Origin of the sequence: Sporosarcina sp. P18a, assembly GCF_002743135.1 — a bacterium.
Classification (GTDB): domain Bacteria; phylum Bacillota; class Bacilli; order Bacillales_A; family Planococcaceae; genus Sporosarcina.
The window spans coordinates 119,205-138,636 of record NZ_PDYQ01000006.1; the positions used below are offsets into that span (position 1 = coordinate 119,205).

Sequence of the window (19,432 nt, forward strand, 5' to 3'; positions counted from 1 at the left end):
ACATCAATATTCTCAGAATTATTACATTCCATTTATAAGGAAATATAAACAAATAACCCTGACATATCCCGTACAAATACTATACCCGTAATCAATAAACCATACAAAAATAGCCAGCATGAGTCCAATAAATATAGACTTCACACCGGCTAGATCGATTATTTTATCAAGGCCAAGTAATCGGCATTATCAAATTTATTCATTAGTCTCGCTCAACTAAGGTAGAGATACCCTGTCCCACGCCAATACACATCGTTGCTAAACCTAATTTACTATTTCGACGTTTCATTTCATGTATGAGTGTTGCTAATATTCGGGTACCGCTCGCACCTAAAGGATGGCCCAACGCTATAGCACCACCGTTAACATTAACCTTTTCAATAGGTAGATGCAGATTATCAATACAAGCCAAAGATTGAGAGGCAAAAGCTTCGTTTAGCTCAATTAAATCCAAATCTTTCACATCTATATTTGCCTTCTTCAATAACTTCTTCGTTGAAGCAATAGGGCCAATCCCCATAACTCTTGGTTCCACTCCGGCTGTAGCAGACATTTTATAATAACCCAATATATCCAAACCCAGTTCTTTTGCTTTATCTTCTCTCATTAATAACACTGCCGCCGCACCGTCGTTAACGCCTGAAGCATTCCCAGCAGTTATCGTTCCATTGGGGAATAGTGGTCGAAGTTTTTCTAACGCATTCATCGTAGAATCGGCACGCGGATGTTCATCCGTATCAACCGTGATTTCCTCACCTTTGCGCGTTTTAAAAGTCACAGGGATGATCTCGTCTTTGAAAACACCCTTCTCTTGCGCTACTTTCGTTTTCATCTGAGATTGAAAAGCAAACTCGTCTTGTCTATCTCTTGAGATATCATAATCACTCGCAACATTTTCCGCAGTTTGTGGCATAGTGTCCACTCCATAAAGCTCTTCCATTTTCGAATTTACAAAGCGCCATCCAATCGTTGTGTCCTGAAGTTTCATATCTCCCCTTGGAAATGCACGCTCCGGTTTTGCCATTACATAAGGTGCTCGTGACATACTCTCTGTCCCACCAGCAATAATTACATCTTGTTCACCCGCAAGAATTGCACGTGCTCCAAAGTTTACCGCATCAAGTCCCGATCCGCATAGACGATTCAATGTTGTCCCACTGACCTCAATTGGTAAACCAGCTAAAAGTGCTGACATTCTTGCTACATTTCGATTCTCTTCACCTGCACCGTTTGCATTCCCGAAAATAACATCATCAATTTTCTTAGGATCAACAGCTGGATTACGTTTCAGTAAGGCTTTGATAACCATCGCACCTAAATCGTCCGCACGAACTGTACTTAGTGCTCCTGCATATCTACCGATTGGTGTTCGAACTGCATCAATAATCGCTACTCTGCTCATTGCGCACTTTCCTTTACTAGTTGATCTGACACCATATAGTGTAGTGCTGTAGACTCTTTAATGTCTTCTAATGTAAAGCCATCAGTCACCTCTATCAGTTCATATCTACTCTTTGACCACTTGAACGTAGCCCGTTCGGTAATAATTACATCCGCTGTTCGTTCTGAGGTGATAGGAAAACTACACTCATCCAATAGCTTTTTGTCGCCATCTTTTGATGTATGGAGCATTGTAACAATAATAGTTTTTGCACCTTCAAGTAAATCCATTGCTCCTCCAACACCAACAATATCTTTACCAGGAATAGCCCAATTCGCAATTCTTCCTTTGGAGTCAACTTGCAATGCTCCCAAGATAGCTATATCGATGTGGCCGCCACGAATCATAGCAAATGAATCGGCACTATGGAAATATGAAGCACCAATTGCTTCACCTACCGGTAGCTTTCCTGCGTTTACAAGTTGCGGATCCAGATGCCCTTCTTTCAATTCGGAAACCCCCAGCATACCATTTTCCGTATGGAAATAACATTCGCTATCTCCCAGATAATCAGGTACTAATGTTGGAATTCCGATTCCTAAATTAATAATGGAGTACTGTGGTATGTGGGAAGCTACTTTTTGAGCGATAATTTGCTTATAATTCATACTCTACTCTTCTCCCTTCAAGCAAAGTAGCTTTACTCTGCACAATGTAGTCTATAAATAAATGTGGTGTAATAACAGCTTCAGGATCAAGACTTCCAGCAGGCACGATTTCATCAACTTCTACAATTACTGTATTAGCAGCAGTTGCCATTAAAGGGTTAAAGTTTCGGGCAGTCTTATAATATGTCAGATTCCCCATTTCATCTGCTTTATGCGCTTTAATGATAGCTATATCTGCTTTTAGAGACTTCTGAAGAACATACGTCTTACCATCAAATACTTTTTTCTCTTTGCCTTCAGCTAGTTTAGTGCCTGCGCTTGTACTTGTATAAAAAGCGGGAATGCCAGCTCCGCCTGCTCGAATGGCTTCTGACAATGTACCTTGTGGAAGAAGTTGAAGCCGTAATTTGTTCTCATTATACATTCGGACTGCTTCTCTATTACTCGTAAAGTAAGAGCCGATTGCTGTACCTATTTTACCTTGTTGTAAAATAATGCCCAAGCCAACGCCCTCTTCTCCTACATTGTTACTGATGACAGTTAAATCTGCTACTTCTTTTTCTTCTAGTGCTTTTAGAACCGTTAATGGACTTCCGATTAATCCAAACCCTCCGACCATCACAGTCATTCCACTTGAGAATTTGTCCACTGCTTCTTTTGCTGTAATTATTTTATCTCTCATTGGAAAACTCTCCCTTTAAAAATTTATTGATATTGCATAATAATTCTGATTGTAAATTAAAAGCTAGCTCATAATGATTTTTGTTTGTTTGTATCACTTGTATATTGGTCTCTTTCAATAAAGTTGTATAATTTGATCTGGTAAACAGTGGACGGTCAGACAGATTACCTTCTCCTGTAATGAGCAACGTCGGCTTTTCATTTTTTCCCGCTACCTTCTCCACGTCGTACAAATAGAAACTATCGAAGTCTTGTTTAATCAGCTCCGAGTTCGACAGATTCCCGTACCCATCCTCTTTCTGTTTGCACTCGTATTCGATTGCCTGAAGAACTAACGAATCTACTATTACTTTCAAGTTTTTATAAACATTTGCCGTTGCCTCAATATAATGCTCACAGCTTGGAAAGACATTTTCCATTCGTCCTAACGAAGGATAAACCATCTTCTTCCCCTCTACGTCTACATGGCCACCACCATCTAATAAAATCACACGCTGGACAGATGAATGTTCTCCCGCTACTCTTTGAGAAATATATGCTCCCATGGAATAGCCGAACAAACTGACTTGCTTCAGCTGCAATGAATCGATCATCTCGATAATATCCTTCGCATGCGTTTCTATAGAGGAGTCAGCTAACTGCACGGAACTATCTCCGCGGCCCCTTAGATCCACAGCTATGATTTGATAATCGTTTTTGTACTCATTTATATACTTTGTTAATTGAAATTTATTTCCAGTCAGTCCGTGTATGAAAATAATCGTTCCCTTGTCGCTGTTTTCTTCGGAATACAGGTTATAACTCAGACTTCCCCCATCCTTTAGACCAATCAACTGATCCATGTCTATCCCTCCATTTTCATTTAACTGTAAATAGTGAGTATTGAACACCACTTGGTAAACGTTCACCCGTAGCGACGAATATATGTTTATTCATCCAGTCATACTTTGGAGAATCCGTCTCGAAAATTGGAGCATGTCTGAAGTAATACTGATCAGCGGGCACCTTTTCACCTCTGTTCAATTTTTCAAGAATCTCCTTAGGACCCGTACGGATTCCACGATAAATCATTAAAATCGTTTCGTGATCATCTGTTTCAAGGACGATCTTCACATCTTGAATAATTGTTCCGTCTTCCCTGACAGTTATCCAGTCCGAACCTCCTGGCAATACTTTCGCTTCGAATTTTGGTCCCGTTAGCTTACCGCCGGTTACTCCAATAATTCGTCTTCCTGAACCATTATAGGTTTTCTTTAGAACAGGAAAATCAACTTCAACGTCCAATGTCATATTACATAAGAACTCCAAATTAGGCGCATTATAAAATTGCATAGTAAATTCCACACTTTCTTTTATAATTTATATTTAATAAAATGAAAAACGACATCAACCAGAAGGCAAAATTTTGCCTTTTGGTTAATGCCGTTATTAACTGAGGTATAAAGGTATTGGGTACCTTCTGTCAGTGAACAGGCAGACTATTTTTCAATCTCATCACAATAACGTTGATGAGCATTTTTTAAAGCTACAATAACTGATTGTTGCGATGGTGCAATAAAGTTCTTTTTAATTCTCTCAATTATCTCATCTAACTCATCGTGGAAATTAGAACCAACCAATAGTTTAGAGAAATAACTTGATGCCAAGCTAGTTATAAAAGTAAACTCTACATCCACAATTCTATGGGTCTCTTTGTCGATCTCCATGACTAATCCTGCATGCTTAAACCGTTCATACATCGCTGAACCTTGTGGAGCCTTTGAATACGCAGTCACTAATATAGTATCCAACAGAAAAGACACCTCATCAATAGCTATTTTAATTTGTACATTAATCTTATCAGTATGTATTTTTGTTGTCAACATTCAAATAACTCTGTAAAGTGCAATTCACATTCACCATATTCTTACTTTTAAGTACACAAAAATTCGTTACGCCATTTAACACAAGAAGAATTAAATTCATAATGGAGCTTGACATGCAAAATTTCATTTGTTACTATTACTCTATATTTCTGATAATTTTTAAAACTAACATATGCATAGATTCTATTTGCTCCCTCTTTATCTTTCCCTCTTTAAGAGTCGGTAAAGAAATGCAAACTTGCCTTTATCTAGTTGGAGATACTCCTATCTTCATCTACTAGATTATGACGGCATTAATCTGGAGATTTACTCTCAGCAGATTAATGCCGTTTTTTGTTTTCCTAGAAATATGTTAGCATCAGCTTTCATTTCTATGAGGTCCTACAATACAGATACTAAATTGCCGTTCTCATTCATTACCCCTATCGCTATGAGAGGTGGGAACCTATGTAGAATTTAGGAAAGTTACGAAAAGATGTATAACTCACTGTATTAACCCTTATTTTGATTATTCTATTCGTCTATTTCTTATTCTCGCTTGTGTTTCAATAACTACTACTGAAAGGAAGTCATATTATGAACGTACATTCCATTTATATCCATATTGTAGAATTACCTACTATTAGGCCACATAAACTATCCATGCATACTATAACAAAACAAACTATTGTCGTCGCTCAAATCAACGATACGGAAGGTCTTACAGGTTGGTCGGAAGTTGCAACAATAGGAGGTGCTTCTTATGGTGAAGCAACTCCTGAGGCTATCAAAGTAAATTGTGAAACGTATATAACGCCACATCTAATCGGGAAAAATCCACAACAATTTAATTTGCTTATGTACGAAATCTCGAAAACTGTTTCAGGGAACTACTTTGCCCGCGCCTTAATCGAAGGAGCACTAATCGACTTAGCAGCAAAGCAGAGAAACATTCCCGCTTATGATCTTTTGGGAGGAAAAATACATGACTCACTTCCAGTGGCATGGACTTTGGCAAGTGGAGATACGGGTAAGGATATCGAAGAAGCAAAGGAACTACTCCAACAAAAGAAACATCGTATTTTCAAGTTGAAGATTGGTGTTGGAGACGCTATGGAGAATGTGGAACACGTGCTGAAGATTAAGAAAGAAGTAGGTGACGGTGCTAGATTAACTGTAGACGTTAATCAAGCTTGGGATGAAACAACTGCTAACTATGCGATTGCCCGTCTCCAAGATGGTGGTGTTTCAATGATCGAACAACCACTGCCGAAATGGAACTTTGAAGGCATGAGTCGTTTGACTGAACGTTTCTCTGTACCAATTATGGCAGACGAAGGTGCGAATTCGATTCATGAAATATTCCAGATAGCGAAACACCGGTCAGGAAACAGTATTGCTCTTAAAATATGTAAAGCTGGCGGACTACAAGCAACAAAGACTGTAGCTGGCATTGCAGAAGCAGCAGGACTAGGGTTGTATGGGGGGACAATGATTGAATCTTCATTAGGAACAGCTATAGGACTTCATGTATATTCAACTATCCCTCATATGGAATTCGGCACAGAACTCTTCGGTCCTTTGTTGTTCAAAGATACAATTACAGCAAATAATATCGAATACAATAACTTTGACGTTGTTATTCCAGATGGCCCCGGCTTTGGAATGATCATTGATGAAGAAAAATTAAATCATTACAAACGATTCTAAATTTTAATCAGTACTGTATTTAAAAGCCAAGTACATGCACATTAATGCGTGGGTACTTGGCACTTTTTATGAAGTTTTCAACATAAAAAAACTATCGTTGAATGTATTCTAACAACATTCAGCGATAGCCTTGATTAATAAGTTTGTCGCCAGTTTTTTGGAGATTCCAATTTAGCATATGTAGTGACAAATAATATGTGTAGTGATAAAAAGGCAACGGTAAAACACATTTATACTTACCTAAATATAAGATTCTTTCTTTTGGGCCCAATAATAAACCAGCAGTCCTGCAACAATATAAATTGAATAGAATATGTACAATGAACTAAAACTAATAACGCTTACTAACACGCCTGCTAACAGCGCCCCTCCACTAATACCTATATCAAAAATCGATAGGAAAGTAGCCAATGCCACAGGACGACGCTTAGGTTCCGAATTTTGCAGGACGACTGTTTGAAAACTTGGGAAAAGCGTACCCCATCCTCCCCCCATAAATGCAGCAGCAATGAAAAAAAGTAATGCGTTAGTTGTCATACCTAGAAGGAACATCCCTATGGCAAATGAAACTATCGCAGGAAAAATAATTGTATTGGCTCCATACTGATCATACCATTTACTGGTTAGCGGGCGTGTCAATAGAAGTATAATTACATACACTATAAAAAAGTAACTAGATTCCGCTCCCAGCCCCTTTTCAACAGCAAAAACCGCCATGAAAGACAAAACAGACGCATACGCAGTACCAAAAAATGCTCCTGTAAACGAAATACGTAAAGCAGACTTTTCAAATAAAGGTGCTCTTTTTTCACCAGGAGAACGTTTCACAAGATTTTCTTCTGGCAGATGAGCCATTAAACCAAACAAAAGAGAAATTAGAGAACAAAAAGCACACGCCCAAAACAAGACGTATAAACCAAATCCATCCAAGATAGTAAGTCCAATAAATGGACCAATCACCATTCCCAGATTTGTTGATAAAATAAAGTAACCCATTCCTTCACCTTTTCGAGATTCAGGTACAATATCAGCTATGACCACTACTGTAATAGTAGTAGCCATACCAAATCCAAAACCATGAATGAAACGTATGACAAGTAGCAAGACAATAGAATCAAAAAAGCTATAAAGAAATGAAGCAGTTGTAAAAAGAACGAGCGATACAATCAACATAAATCGTTTGCCATAAGCCTCAATCCACGGTCCCATAAAAGGTCTAATAATAATCGCAGCGCCGATATAAACGGTTGTAAACAAGCCTGCTACGGCACTTGTTGAGCCAAAATGCGTGATTGCGACAGTTGGTAAGGTAACAAGCAAAGCAAAGTACGTCACAATAAAAAAGAAGTTTACTGCAGATATAAATATAAAATTTTTCGTCCATAAAGTGTTTTTGCTCATTAAAAATCCACCTCGCAAACAAATGTGAAACGTTAAAAATGTATCTTTTACCATTAATTAATTCTACCCAATCAAGTTTTTATTGATTGGGTAGAATTAATTATCGCGCTTAGACAATTCGCTCAAGCCTTTATACTCTTTCACGTAACTAATTAAGAACTTATTTCTCTTTCATTGTTAGTGCTCTTAGTTCTTCTACTAACTCAGGTACTTCCTTTTCCAAGTACTCCCACTCAGTATCATAGGCTAAATTCAAAAACTTTTCTTCTTCAGCTTTAGGCAATTTGAAAAGTTCAACACCGATCTTTTCTAATTCTACAATTTCTTCTTTATCAAGTTCTGTATAGTAGTCGACCATTTCTTTCTCATAGTCAGCTGTTGCCGCAATAATTGCATCGCGATCTTCGGTTGAAATTTCATTCCATCTATCATTATTCATGAGTATCGTACAGTTTTGCGTCCAAAAAGGATGGTCCAAAATATATTTAGATGAATCAGTCCAACCATCCTTTCTAGGCCCATTAAACCCACCATATACAAACCCCTTAACAACACCTGTTTGTAAGGAAGTATAAACTTCTGAAGGATCAATCATTGCAGAAGCAATTCCTAATTTTTCAAAGAAACGTGTATAGTTTGGTGCTGATCGGATAGGCAGTTTTTTTAAATCATCTACGCTATCAATTGGCTCATTTAACCATAGTCTTGGTGAACCTGTTAACCATCGACCTAAGTACATAACGTTCATTTTTTCATGTTGATCTACCATTAAATCGTAAAATCCATTTTCTCTTTCTTCCGATGGTGTTAGTTGCGATAAAGCTATGCTCAGCGTTTCCGGTGCAAGTGATTGGTATTGTCCAATATACGTAAAGTTAATATCCATAACACCAGAATTCATTGCTTCAAATTGCTCGCCAATAGGTATTACATCGGCGCCACCACGCCAATTTACCTTCACTCTGCCATCCGTTGCATCTTCTACCGAGTCAATCCAATCATAAAGTGTTGCAGTTAAAGGATGATCTTTTGGTAAAAAACTAACAGCATTTAATGTAACACTCTTTGAATCACTACCTTCCTTTTCTCCATTGCCACTTGAACAAGCCGTCAAAAGGCTGACTAGAAGAACAAGTATGATCGTCTGATATATTTTTAGATTTTTTATCATGGTCTTCCTCCTAATTTATAATTTCTCTAAATTATTACTTAACAAAGCTTGGTAACCATAAAGTTAATGATGGGAATATAATCATTAGCGCCATTATTGCTAAATTCAACAAAATAAAAGGAACGACTGCGCTATAAATCTCTTTCATCGATATAGAGTCTTTTGGAATCACTGCTTTCATTGCAAAGAGATCCATACCAAAAGGTGGTGTAATTGTTGCGACTTGCATATTAAGAAGCATAATTGCCCCAAACCACAAAGGATCGAACCCCATTGTTCCTGCAATCGGCATAAGTATCGGAAGTGTCATCATCATTATTGATAAAGGTTCCATAAAACACCCAAGGATCAGTAGAACGATCTGAATTATTACCAAAACAATAAGTGGTGGAAATTCCAAGTTTCCAACGAGCTGTACCAGACCTTGCGTTACACCTGTGTAACTTAAAATTTGACCAAATGTAGTGGATCCTATAATAATCATAAAAATCATAACACTGGATCTTAAAGTACCGGTAAGGGAGTCCCAGAACTTCGCCCAGGTCAGACCACCATAAAAGTAAGACAGGACAATGGTTCCTAACGCCCCTAAAACCGCACTTTGTGTAGGCGTTGCAATTCCAAGTATAATAACACCCAATAAAAGGAACACAATAAATCCAAGTGGCAAAATATATTTAACCGTTCCAATTAGCTTTTCAGATAAAGGCACCTTCTCTACATCATAGGCAGGAGCTAGCTCTGGCTGAAAATAACATCTAATAATAATATATAGGACAAATATTACTGCCAATAATAAACCCGGTACGACAATTGCAAATAGGAAATGTCCGACAGGTATCGATGCAAGCGAAGCAAGCAATATACCTAACGCGGTAGGTGGAATCATAGTAGCAAGGCCGGCACTACCAAGTATTGGTCCAACAGTCATTGCAGGACTATAACCCTTTTTCTGCATATCCGGAACTAATAATGATCCTAATAATGCAGTACTTGCTACACTCGAACCACTTAGAACTGAAAATAAAGTTCCACTTCCAACAGCAACAATACTTAGCCGACCTGGTAAATTCCCAAACCATTTTCCAACTGCATCAAAAACTTTAAAACCTAAGCCCGTTCGAAACATAATCTCACCCATTAAGATAAACATTGGGATAGGTAATAATGAAAACTTTGATACGGAAGAAAATATATTTAAGATGAGTTGGTTAAGTCCCGCTTCTCCGTTCCATAAAACGATGACACCTACAATATTTATTGTTAAAAATGAGAATGCAATTGGTAATCCTATCATAAATAAAATAAACATACTTCCAAATACTAGTGCTAAAACGCCCCACCATTCCATCTAATTACCTCCTAGCTTTTCTTGCTACTTAATTTAAGTTTATTGATCGCAGATAGGATGTTTCGGATGAATTGTACGAAAACAAATAAAAAGCTAACTGGTATGATGACTATTAGCATAGAACGTGGGATTTCTAAGATAGTCTCTGTTTTTATATCCCTCATATATAAGTTCCATGTTGCCAAAAATCCATATACGGTAATAATCAAAGAGATGATGGCACCTATGCACGAATTCACTATCTCCATACGCGTTCTATTTTTTTCACTTAGTCTATTTAATAATAAATCTAGCTTAATATGTCCATCTTCCCTCAATAACCAAGCAACCCCTAGAAAAGTTAAAAATACTAGAAGGTATTCTGAAACCTCTAAAATCCATGAAAATTGATTGCTAAAAAATTTTAATGAAACAATATCAACGATGATCAATAAACTAATAATGATGATTACGACCCTACCTAGAATAGCCATAAAGTTTATGATAGAATCGAAAAGCTTATTTATTCTTAACAGCACATGCATCTTCCCCCTTTTTTCTATCGATTCTATCAGTATAAATATGCTACATTTAGCTAGATCTTTTCCCTTAATAATTGATTACTTATTAGATGAAATTACCGCTGCTCTAAAATAAAAAATAACCTCCTAAATATATGTGATATTTAGGAGATTGCAATGTAATCGATAATTCCACATTAAGGAATTGCGATTTATAAGGTACTCCGCTTTTCATTTTGCCTTCATTTTTTGTGGGGGAGGCGAATCGTTCATCTTGTATTGAATCTTTTAAGTGATTACTTGCATGCTACAGTGTGTCGACCCCTCAGCAATCAGTAAACTCCAAAAGATCCGTTACGGTGAATATCATCCCAAACCTTGAGAGTATTACCGTAGCAATACTTTCTACAGAACACATCAATTTGAACTTTTCCATTCGTTCCTGACTCAAGTTCCTTTGTTTTCATTTTCATTTTAACTGCTGGAAATTTACTGTGAGGTGTAAAAAATGCATTTGAAAACATGATTGGGCTACCATTATTCAATTCCTTCCCATAAGCATCTCAGGCAGCTAGCACGAGGATCAAAAAAGATTTCATCTTTATAATATTCATAATCTCCCCCCTTTTCCCCCTAACTTTTACTTACCATCATGTAGTTCCTATTCAGTTTCAATGCTTGAAACCACTGCTGTGATTGTTCGTAGCAGTCACCAATCTCAAGTATTTTTTTATCGGAAAATGGTTTTCCAATTATCTGAAGCCCTACTGGAAGCTTCGTCTTCGTGAATCCACATGCAACAGAAAGTGCTGGAAACCCAAGGATATTTGCGAGTGGAGTTTTACCAAGTGTAAACATATTGCTTATTGCTTGTTCAGGAACCATTGTACCGATCTCAAATGGTGGTTGGACGTTTGTCGGTCCAATTAGTGCATCAATACCGCTCATCTGTCTCATTGTATTCTGTACGAATTGTCTTCGAGTACGTTGAGCATTTATATAATCCGTCGCTGAAATGTCCCGGCCGAATTGGAATCGGAATTTCAAATCATCTCCGTATAAATCACCGTGTTTTTTTAACAAAGGATCATGGAAAGATACTACTTCAGATTGAGCAATCGTTTTCAAACCATCAAGTGCCTCATTAATTCCAGGTAAATCAATTGGAACGATTTCAGCTCCAAGAAACTTTAATTGATCGAATGCTTGTTCAATTACACGCTTCACGTCTGTATCAATACCGGAATACATATAGGGTTCATAGAAACCTAGTGTAATCCCCTTTAAACTCTGTAATGATTCGTTGAAATAAATTGCATGATTCTTCTTAACTGAAGAATCATCTTTTGGATCATAGCCCTTCATGGCTTCTAGCATAATGGCAGCATCCTTTACCGTCCTCGTCATCGGTCCAACGTGGTCAAGTGACCAACTAAACGGAAAGCCTCCATATCTGCTTACCAGCCCATACGTAGGTTTAAATCCGACGGTTCCACACATTGCTGCAGGTAACCGGACGGAACCTGCGGTATCTGTCCCAATAGAACCAAAAGCCATTCCTGTAGCTGTTGCGACAGCAGAACCGCCACTTGAACCACCAGGTATTTTTGTTATGTCCCACGGATTTTTCGCACTTCCGTAATGGGGGTTTTCGGTTGTTGCCCCCATAGCAAATTCATGAAGGTTTGCTTTCCCTATAATAATAGCCCCTGCTTCCTTCATTCTATGAACGGCAGTTGCATCTTCATCGGGTATCCAATTTTCAAATATTTTTGATCCACCTGTAGTCCGGGCTCCTGCTGTTTGCAATATATCCTTTACCGCAATAGGTATACCATGTAACGGTCCACGGATTTCACCATTTTGCAGCTCTGACTCAAGTACTCTTGCTTGATTAATCGCTTCATCTTCCATAACTGTTATGAAAGCTTTCAATGTAGGGTCATACTCCTTGATACGGGCAAGCGATAGTTTAGTTAACTCTACTGGAGAGATTTTTTTCTTTTGAATTAACGAACCTACTGACTCAATAGTTTCGAATAGAATTTCACTCATCATTATCCTCCCCAACATTTTCTAGCGAAAAGATAAATGCAGGTTCACCCGATAAAATCTCTGATTTTTCTATCCCAATTATAGTAATTAAGTAATCGTTTAGATTCACTTGAAAATCCTCCTTTCAGCTAATTAGCGAGTAGTGTGACACGCTAAATTAAAAGATTTTGTTTCATGCATATTTACTAAATCAACTTTCAGAACACTTGAACGAGTCTAGGTTTATGAAAGTGCCCTACTATATTAAGATTAATATAATTTTTGGGAACGTAATTAGTAATGCTATAAATGCGACATACGCAACTAGGAAGTACGATGCCCCCCTAAATACGGTTGTGATTGGAGTATCCTTGGTCAAGCCCTGTACAACAAAGACATTTACCCCCACTGGCGGTGTAATGGCTCCCATACTTGTCACGACACAAAGAAGAACTGCAAACCAGATAGGATCATAACCAAGAGCTATTACGGTTGGGTAAAAGATTGGGATGGAGATAATTAAAAATCCTAGAGCATCCATTATGGAGCCGCCAATGACATAAACAATCAAAATAGCAATTAGCACAAAGATTGGTGCAACCGGAAGATTAGTCACCCATTCAGCTACCGCATATGGGAGTCTTGTAACTGTTAAAAATCGTCCGAACACCATCGCTCCTACCACAAGCATTAATACCATCGCAGATGAACGGAGAGTACCAGCCATCGCTTCTAGAAAGTTTTCTTTTGTCATCTTTCCCATAACTAAGGAAATAACAATTGCACCAAAGGCACCAAAGGCACCGGATTCAGTCGGTGTGAAAAAGCCGAAAAACAAACCACCGATAACGAAGACAAATAGCACTGCAACAGGAATAACACCTACCAAAGATAAAAGTCTTTCCTTCATGCTAGATTTTTCACCTGCTGGTCCAAGTGTTGGTGATTTTACACATAAGTAGACAACTGTTGCAATCAAGAGCGCAGTTAAGAAAATACCAGGAATTATACTCGCTACAAATAGATCTTTAACTGATACTTCCATTTGCAAGGCAAGAACGATTAGTACTGTACTTGGAGGGATAATAATACCAAGTGTTCCGCCTGTTGCAATACTTCCCGTACTAAGAGCCTTATCATATTTATATTTCTCAAGTTCCGGGAGGGCCATCGTTCCCATTGTTGCGGCAGTTGCTGAATTAGATCCACAGATAGAAGCAAACCCCGCACTGGCTAAAATAGTTGTACTTGCCATACCACCTCGAAAATGTCCAACCCATTTATACGCTGACTCAAACATTTTCTCTGTAATCCCTGTTCTAAAAACAATTTCCCCCATTAAAATATAAAGTGGAATAACACTTAGTGAGTAGCTGGAAAATTGATTCCATAAATCAGCGCTCAAAACATTAAAGGCTGCTTTAGGTGAAACAGCTACTATTAAACCCATAAAACCAACAATAAACATCGTAAAACTAATTGGCATCCGTAAAAACATGAATAAGAACAATGTTAGGATTCCAAGTACTGCCAATAGATTCATATCCATTTTAGGATGCCACCTTCCATATCAAGATTGTTTCTTTCACAATAGCTAAAACTAACCCTATAAATCCAATCGAACTTAGGATGACAATTGGATAAAATGAAAATTGTATTGTTTGCGATACAACACCATTGCTTCCTAAATTTAGACCGAACAGTAGAAGTTGCCAAGCTGCTACTAGGAAGAAAGAAGCGCTCAAAACATTCATAACCGTATGAATTATTCTTTGTAGCATAGAGGGAAACTTATCCACTAGCATATCAATATAGACATGTCCTTTATTTAATTGTGTATAGCCTAAAGCAAAAATTCCTGTAATTGCCCCAAGCCAACTTACTATCTCCACTGTTCCTGCAATTGGATCAGAGTACATACGCTTGATAGAATTAAATACAATCAATAACATCATCAACATTAGAGCCATGCCAGCAATAACAGCTAGAAACCGGTTTAAATAGTCAGTAGTCTTAAAAAATAGATTTGATGTAGATACTACTTTTTCTTCATGTTTGTCTTCTATAAATGAAGCGCTTTCAATATCGAATTCTACTATTTGCTCGTTTCTCATTCGTAAACCTCCATATCTAAAGGAATAACTCAATCAGCGTTATTATATTTCTCGATTAGCTCTTCCATCTCGCTCAAATATTCCTCTGCTGGAAGACCTCCATTTTGTACTTCTTCAACAACTTCTTTTTGCATAACGCTAAGCTTTTTATCCCACTTCTTCATTTCTTCTTCTGGTAATTCAACAACTTCAAGTCCTTCAGAATCTATACTCCATTCCAAAGATTCTTTAACATGATTATCCAAGTAATGTCCAGTAAATTCAGTCATCTCTTTATTCAACTCTTCAATTACTGCTTGAACGTCCTCGGGTAGCGAATCCCATTTATCTTTATTCATGACAGCGATAAATGTATTTAATGCCAATGGATAATCTGTAACATATCCAACTATCTCCGCCAGCTTGGAATCTTTAAGTACCTCCCTAGAAGATACGTAGCCTTCAACAATTCCTGTTTGCAAAGCCTCAGGCACTTCCGCCTGCGACATTCCGACGGGAGCAGCTCCAAGTTCCGACATAATTGGCGCAAGGGCACCAGCTATACGTAACTGTTTTCCTTTTAAATCACTTAAAGACTTTATAGGCTTTTTACTTTGTATATATGCGGGTTCAGTAGCAAATGTAGTGATGATCTTAAAGTTATCAAGTGCCTCTGGTGGATAATTATTTACTAAATCGGCAGTGACTTTACTTGCAACCGTTGCGTTTTTATAACCTGATGGCATATCTGATATTGACAAAAGTGGAAATCTACCAGGTTCATATGATGTAGAAGTTAAACCTATATCTGCAGTGCCATTCTCTACTCCGTCATACATATTATTGGCTTCTAGTAAGGTTCCACCGGTAAATAAATCGACTTGTACTTTCCCATCTGTTCTTTCCTCAAGACGTTTTTTCCACTCTTCCATTTGAATAGCAGGGAATGTATTAGGCGGTGCAAAAAAAGCATAACTAAGCTTAATAACATCATTATTTTTTCCCGCGCTTGCTTTTCCTGCATTTCCGTCACATGCTGACATGATCATGACCAATAAAACTAACGACATTGAAATAAGCAACCTTCTCATTCTTCCACTCCCCTTTTAAAAACATTAGAAACTTTAATTCACTTTCCAACACTTATTAATTTAGACTTATTAATTTTCTACCAAGAAAAATGGTCTTCCAATTGAAGCCTCTAGTCGGAAGTATCGATCTATCCCTGCTTCACGGAATGAATGCGTCATATTTGTTACCGTTTGCAAGTCGGGTATATTGTAAAGGAAACATGCATGCCAATTAGTTGGACCTGCATGTCCCGCCGTTAAAATATCGCGGTCAAATGTTCCCAATAGTTCTGATCCATTACTTTCCCATTCTGTTATAATAGATTTCAATTTAGGCAATAGTTCATTCTCTTTTTGCTCTTGTGTAGTATCAAACCATCCTGTCGATTCAAAAGTAATAAAGACTCTTAATGGATTCGGTATTTGCGGTGCACCATGTACAATTTTCTTCAATTTTTCCAGCTCCTCTTAGTGTATAAGTATTTATCTCATGTATAGTCCGCCGTTAATATCGAACGTGGAACCTGTAATATAACCAGCGGCATCTGAAGCAAGATATGAAACCATACTGGCAACTTCCTCTGCTTCACCAAATCTTTGTACCGGTATACTTTCTTTCATGTTCTTCAATTTACCTGGCTCAATAGTATCCATTTCCGGTGTCTGAATAGCTGCCGGTGCAACTGCATTAACCGTAATTCCTAGACCAGCCAGTGATCTGGCAAAGGACTTTGTAAGCACAAGTTGACCTGCTTTTGAAGCGCAATAATGTGCTCCGGATGAAAGCGGTCCCGCTTGTCCCCCAAAAGATGAAATGTTAATTATACGTCCACTCTTTTGTCGTTTCATCGTATCTAGTACTGCCTGAGAGTAAAAAAACGTTCCTCCAAGATTAACGGATAAAATTAAATTCCATTCTTCTTCCGTAATATCTTCAACAGACGTCTCTTTTCGAACACCAGCGTTATTTACCAAGATATCAATTCTTCCCCAATGCTCCACTATGGTCTTCACACTCTCTTTAATCGCATTCACATTCGATACGTCCATAGCTATAAACATTGTTTTGGAAAAGTCATATTGACTTACTAGCTCTGAAGTCTTCACTTCGTTTAACAACTGTTCATTTACATCTACAAAAACAACACGTTTCCCTTCCAAGAGAAATTTCTCAGCAATAGCGAGACCTAATCCCTGACCGGCCCCTGTTATAATGGCTACTTGGCTTACCGTATTTTTTTGCACAGTTATACTAACTCCTATCTTCATTAAATTCAATATACCTTTAGATACTGGTAATTAACTTTTGAATTGTACTTATGTTGGATCAAGCCAGAATGTTCTTCATAACCGCCATTGCATTCAGACCAGAAACTTTAACAATATCTTCAATTGAATAATTCTTTTTTATCATCCAACCTATCATATTCTTCATTGCTTCCGATGGATTTTCCAATCCTTCAACATACGAGGATTCTTTAAATTCCTCCCCGCTATGTGAAGCTGAAATGCCCAACATATCATCAAACGCATGCTGCAAGGCTACATGATCTCCAAAAAATGTATCTGGACCGAAACCGACATGATCAATTCCGACTAAATCCACAAGATACTCAAAATGCTGCATCACTGAGTGTATTGAGTGTTTGGGGGAACTCTTCGTTAAAGTCGTATTGGGTGCAGCACAGACTCCAATGATCCCACCTTTTTCTGCGCAAGCTTTCAACACATGGTTTGGTTTCATCCTAGGTGTATTCCATAAAGCACGTGCCCCTGCATGTGTCATAAGAACAGGATCACGACTTTCCTCAATAACATCTAAACTTGTTTGATCTCCGCAATGAGAAATATCGATTATCATACCTAATGTATTCATTCTTTCAACAACACGACGCCCAAAATTAGTTAAACCACCATCTCGACGCTCGATTAGCCCCGAACCAAGAGTGTTTGCTTCGTTATACGTGATGCCCATACACCGAATACCAAAGCCGTAAAGAATATCTACACGATCCAGCTCGTTTTCCAAGATGCTTGCTGCCTCTAAAGATGGTAGAAGTGCAGTTTGTTTCAATTGCTTAGCTTTCGTTAAATCGTCGTAGGATCGTGCAATGGTGACTGTATTTTGACGTTGAATGTCTGCATATCTCATACCTAGTAGATAAATAACATCGTCCCACTTCAAACCATTCTTCGATGTAATAGTTGAAATTCCATCCATAAAGTTTTCAAAAATGATATCGATTCCCGATTTAGCAATTCCCTCATAATGAAAGAATGTATGTAATTCTCCGCAATAAGGCAAAATATCTTCTCGTTTTTCAGGAACAATAAATCCGTGATCCCTAAGCGATACAATGAAATTCTCCGTTAAAACTTCATTTAACTTATTCTCTTCATCTGCTGTGAGATGAAGAGAATAAGCGGGAACACGATTTAGATCTGTTGCCAGCTCATAATATTTATAGTCTTTGTTTGCTTTTAGATAGTTAAACGATGTGTATCCTTCGTATCGTTTCTTATTCATTGATTTTCTACTGCCTGTTTCTTTTCAAATTGTTCTTTTAGTGGAAATGCTTCCTGCCACTTTTTCTCTTTGTCATCATAAAGCCCTTCACTATACAGTGTTTTTAACGATTGATTTTCCAATACTAACGGCTCTTGCCCCTCTTGGAACGCTTTCGCTTGTTGTAGCAAGATCCGGCGCATATGAATAATTGGTAGGTCGCTCGTTCCTAATTTCTCGCGTGTTCGGTCTACGATTGTTCCCATGGTTTCAGTTGCCGCATGGTCTTGGTTCGCAATCCCACGGATACCTGTGAAGTTCCCAGTTTTTTGTAAGTCACGGTCTTGATTATATTCAACATCTGCGTTGACAATTTTTCTTAGGTCTTCATCCAACTTCAGTCCGCGGCGAGCATGTTGCGCTTCCACATCAATCGCTCGATCATGAGCGAACTGGACATCCCACGTCCACGTACTATGATCATCTCGCGGAATAAATGCATGCCACATCCCATCTTCACCACCAAAGCGTGGTGGGTACGTGTAAAACGGGAAGATATAATGAATTTCCATAAAGGCATTCTGTTCCTCTGTTCCAATGCCCACTGCGATGCAACGTTTCCCAAAGTTCGTATCTTGAACAGATTGTTTCACCGGAGGATTTTTAACAAGTGGATGATTCGGGTCAATCCCCAAGTCACTGCTCAAAATTCCATCTTCCACTTCTTGTGTCGCATGCGCTTTATGTAAGAATGCAGCATGGACAAAGTCCAGATCATTTTCCATCGCTTGTGCATAGTTACATTCCTGCCATACCCGTTCAACTAAATTATTTTCCCGCGGAAGGTTCATCCAATAAAAGTCAGGGAAAGCCGGTTCCGATTCACTCGGCCCCATGTATGTCCAAATAATGCCACTTACTTCTCTTGTCGGATAGCTTTTTAATTGAACGGATTCCCTAAACTTCCCATCCGTTGGCTCTGACGGAATCTCCGTGCACTCCCCGTCTGTATTGAACTTCCA

At 38.2% G+C, this 19,432-nt stretch carries 19 protein-coding genes; 1 reads left to right on the forward strand and 18 read right to left on the reverse strand.

Features of this window, described 5'->3' with window-relative positions; all coding sequences use genetic code 11:
- Nucleotides 1-202: 202 nt before the first annotated feature.
- From CSV75_RS13995 to CSV75_RS14020, 6 genes are all read right to left on the reverse strand, one after another.
- The gene (locus CSV75_RS13995; RefSeq protein ID WP_099676327.1) at nucleotides 203-1,402 is read right to left on the reverse strand and encodes an acetyl-CoA C-acyltransferase; all 1,200 of its coding nucleotides are present in this window, start codon (nucleotides 1,400-1,402) and stop codon (nucleotides 203-205) included.
- The gene (locus CSV75_RS14000) at nucleotides 1,399-2,049 is read right to left on the reverse strand and encodes a 3-oxoacid CoA-transferase subunit B (protein ID WP_099673139.1); all 651 of its coding nucleotides are present in this window, start codon (nucleotides 2,047-2,049) and stop codon (nucleotides 1,399-1,401) included. The genes CSV75_RS13995 and CSV75_RS14000 overlap by 4 nt, the downstream gene beginning before the upstream one ends.
- Nucleotides 2,039-2,731 carry a CoA transferase subunit A gene (locus CSV75_RS14005; protein ID WP_099676328.1) on the reverse strand — a complete coding sequence of 231 codons (693 nt, stop codon included), beginning with the start codon at nucleotides 2,729-2,731 and terminating at the stop codon, nucleotides 2,039-2,041. The genes CSV75_RS14000 and CSV75_RS14005 overlap by 11 nt, the downstream gene beginning before the upstream one ends.
- The gene (locus CSV75_RS14010) at nucleotides 2,721-3,572 is read right to left on the reverse strand and encodes an alpha/beta hydrolase (protein WP_099676329.1); all 852 of its coding nucleotides are present in this window, start codon (nucleotides 3,570-3,572) and stop codon (nucleotides 2,721-2,723) included. Before CSV75_RS14010 ends, CSV75_RS14005 begins: the two co-directional genes overlap by 11 nt.
- Before the next feature lie 16 nt (nucleotides 3,573-3,588).
- Nucleotides 3,589-4,062, reverse strand: coding sequence for a DUF3237 domain-containing protein (locus CSV75_RS14015; RefSeq protein ID WP_099631817.1), 474 nt, complete (start codon nucleotides 4,060-4,062; stop codon nucleotides 3,589-3,591).
- 146 nt (nucleotides 4,063-4,208) lie between these two features.
- Nucleotides 4,209-4,595 carry a DUF3870 domain-containing protein gene (locus tag CSV75_RS14020; RefSeq protein WP_099676330.1) on the reverse strand — a complete coding sequence of 129 codons (387 nt, stop codon included), beginning with the start codon at nucleotides 4,593-4,595 and terminating at the stop codon, nucleotides 4,209-4,211.
- Nucleotides 4,596-5,171: 576 nt separating this feature from the next.
- Between CSV75_RS14020 and CSV75_RS14025 the strand changes: the two genes are divergently transcribed.
- A complete protein-coding gene (locus CSV75_RS14025) occupies nucleotides 5,172-6,284 on the forward strand; it encodes a muconate cycloisomerase family protein (protein WP_099676331.1) in 1,113 nt (370 codons plus the stop codon).
- Nucleotides 6,285-6,524: 240 nt separating this feature from the next.
- Here the strand turns inward: CSV75_RS14025 and CSV75_RS14030 are convergent, their stop codons facing one another.
- The 12 genes from CSV75_RS14030 to CSV75_RS14090 all read right to left on the reverse strand — a co-directional run.
- Nucleotides 6,525-7,685, reverse strand: coding sequence for an MFS transporter (locus CSV75_RS14030; protein WP_158231672.1), 1,161 nt, complete (start codon nucleotides 7,683-7,685; stop codon nucleotides 6,525-6,527).
- Between the two features lie 160 nt (nucleotides 7,686-7,845).
- A complete protein-coding gene (dctP, locus tag CSV75_RS14035; protein ID WP_099631812.1) occupies nucleotides 7,846-8,856 on the reverse strand; it encodes a TRAP transporter substrate-binding protein DctP in 1,011 nt (336 codons plus the stop codon).
- A gap of 34 nt (nucleotides 8,857-8,890) precedes the next feature.
- Nucleotides 8,891-10,207, reverse strand: a complete 1,317-nt coding sequence (locus CSV75_RS14040; protein WP_099631811.1) for a TRAP transporter large permease — start codon at nucleotides 10,205-10,207, stop codon at nucleotides 8,891-8,893.
- Nucleotides 10,208-10,218: 11 nt separating this feature from the next.
- The gene (locus CSV75_RS14045; protein WP_158231673.1) at nucleotides 10,219-10,725 is read right to left on the reverse strand and encodes a TRAP transporter small permease; all 507 of its coding nucleotides are present in this window, start codon (nucleotides 10,723-10,725) and stop codon (nucleotides 10,219-10,221) included.
- 615 nt (nucleotides 10,726-11,340) lie between these two features.
- A complete protein-coding gene (locus CSV75_RS14055; protein ID WP_099676335.1) occupies nucleotides 11,341-12,762 on the reverse strand; it encodes an amidase in 1,422 nt (473 codons plus the stop codon).
- A gap of 238 nt (nucleotides 12,763-13,000) precedes the next feature.
- On the reverse strand, nucleotides 13,001-14,290 hold the full coding sequence (locus tag CSV75_RS14060) for a TRAP transporter large permease (RefSeq protein ID WP_099631808.1): 1,290 nt from the start codon (nucleotides 14,288-14,290) through the stop codon (nucleotides 13,001-13,003).
- 1 nt (nucleotide 14,291) lies between these two features.
- The gene (locus CSV75_RS14065; RefSeq protein ID WP_099676336.1) at nucleotides 14,292-14,855 is read right to left on the reverse strand and encodes a TRAP transporter small permease; all 564 of its coding nucleotides are present in this window, start codon (nucleotides 14,853-14,855) and stop codon (nucleotides 14,292-14,294) included.
- Nucleotides 14,856-14,884: 29 nt separating this feature from the next.
- Nucleotides 14,885-15,925: a TRAP transporter substrate-binding protein gene (locus tag CSV75_RS14070; RefSeq protein ID WP_099676337.1), complete on the reverse strand. Its 1,041-nt coding sequence runs from the start codon at nucleotides 15,923-15,925 to the stop codon at nucleotides 14,885-14,887.
- A gap of 69 nt (nucleotides 15,926-15,994) precedes the next feature.
- A complete protein-coding gene (locus CSV75_RS14075) occupies nucleotides 15,995-16,357 on the reverse strand; it encodes a hypothetical protein (protein ID WP_099676338.1) in 363 nt (120 codons plus the stop codon).
- A gap of 30 nt (nucleotides 16,358-16,387) precedes the next feature.
- On the reverse strand, nucleotides 16,388-17,149 hold the full coding sequence (locus tag CSV75_RS14080) for an SDR family NAD(P)-dependent oxidoreductase (RefSeq protein WP_233191680.1): 762 nt from the start codon (nucleotides 17,147-17,149) through the stop codon (nucleotides 16,388-16,390).
- A gap of 82 nt (nucleotides 17,150-17,231) precedes the next feature.
- Entirely contained in the window at nucleotides 17,232-18,431 is a 1,200-nt protein-coding gene (locus CSV75_RS14085; RefSeq protein ID WP_099676339.1) for a dipeptidase, read from the reverse strand.
- The coding region (locus CSV75_RS14090) for a Rieske (2Fe-2S) protein (RefSeq protein WP_099676340.1) at nucleotides 18,428-19,432 on the reverse strand (1,005 nt) is incomplete at its 5' end. The genes CSV75_RS14085 and CSV75_RS14090, both read right to left, overlap by 4 nt.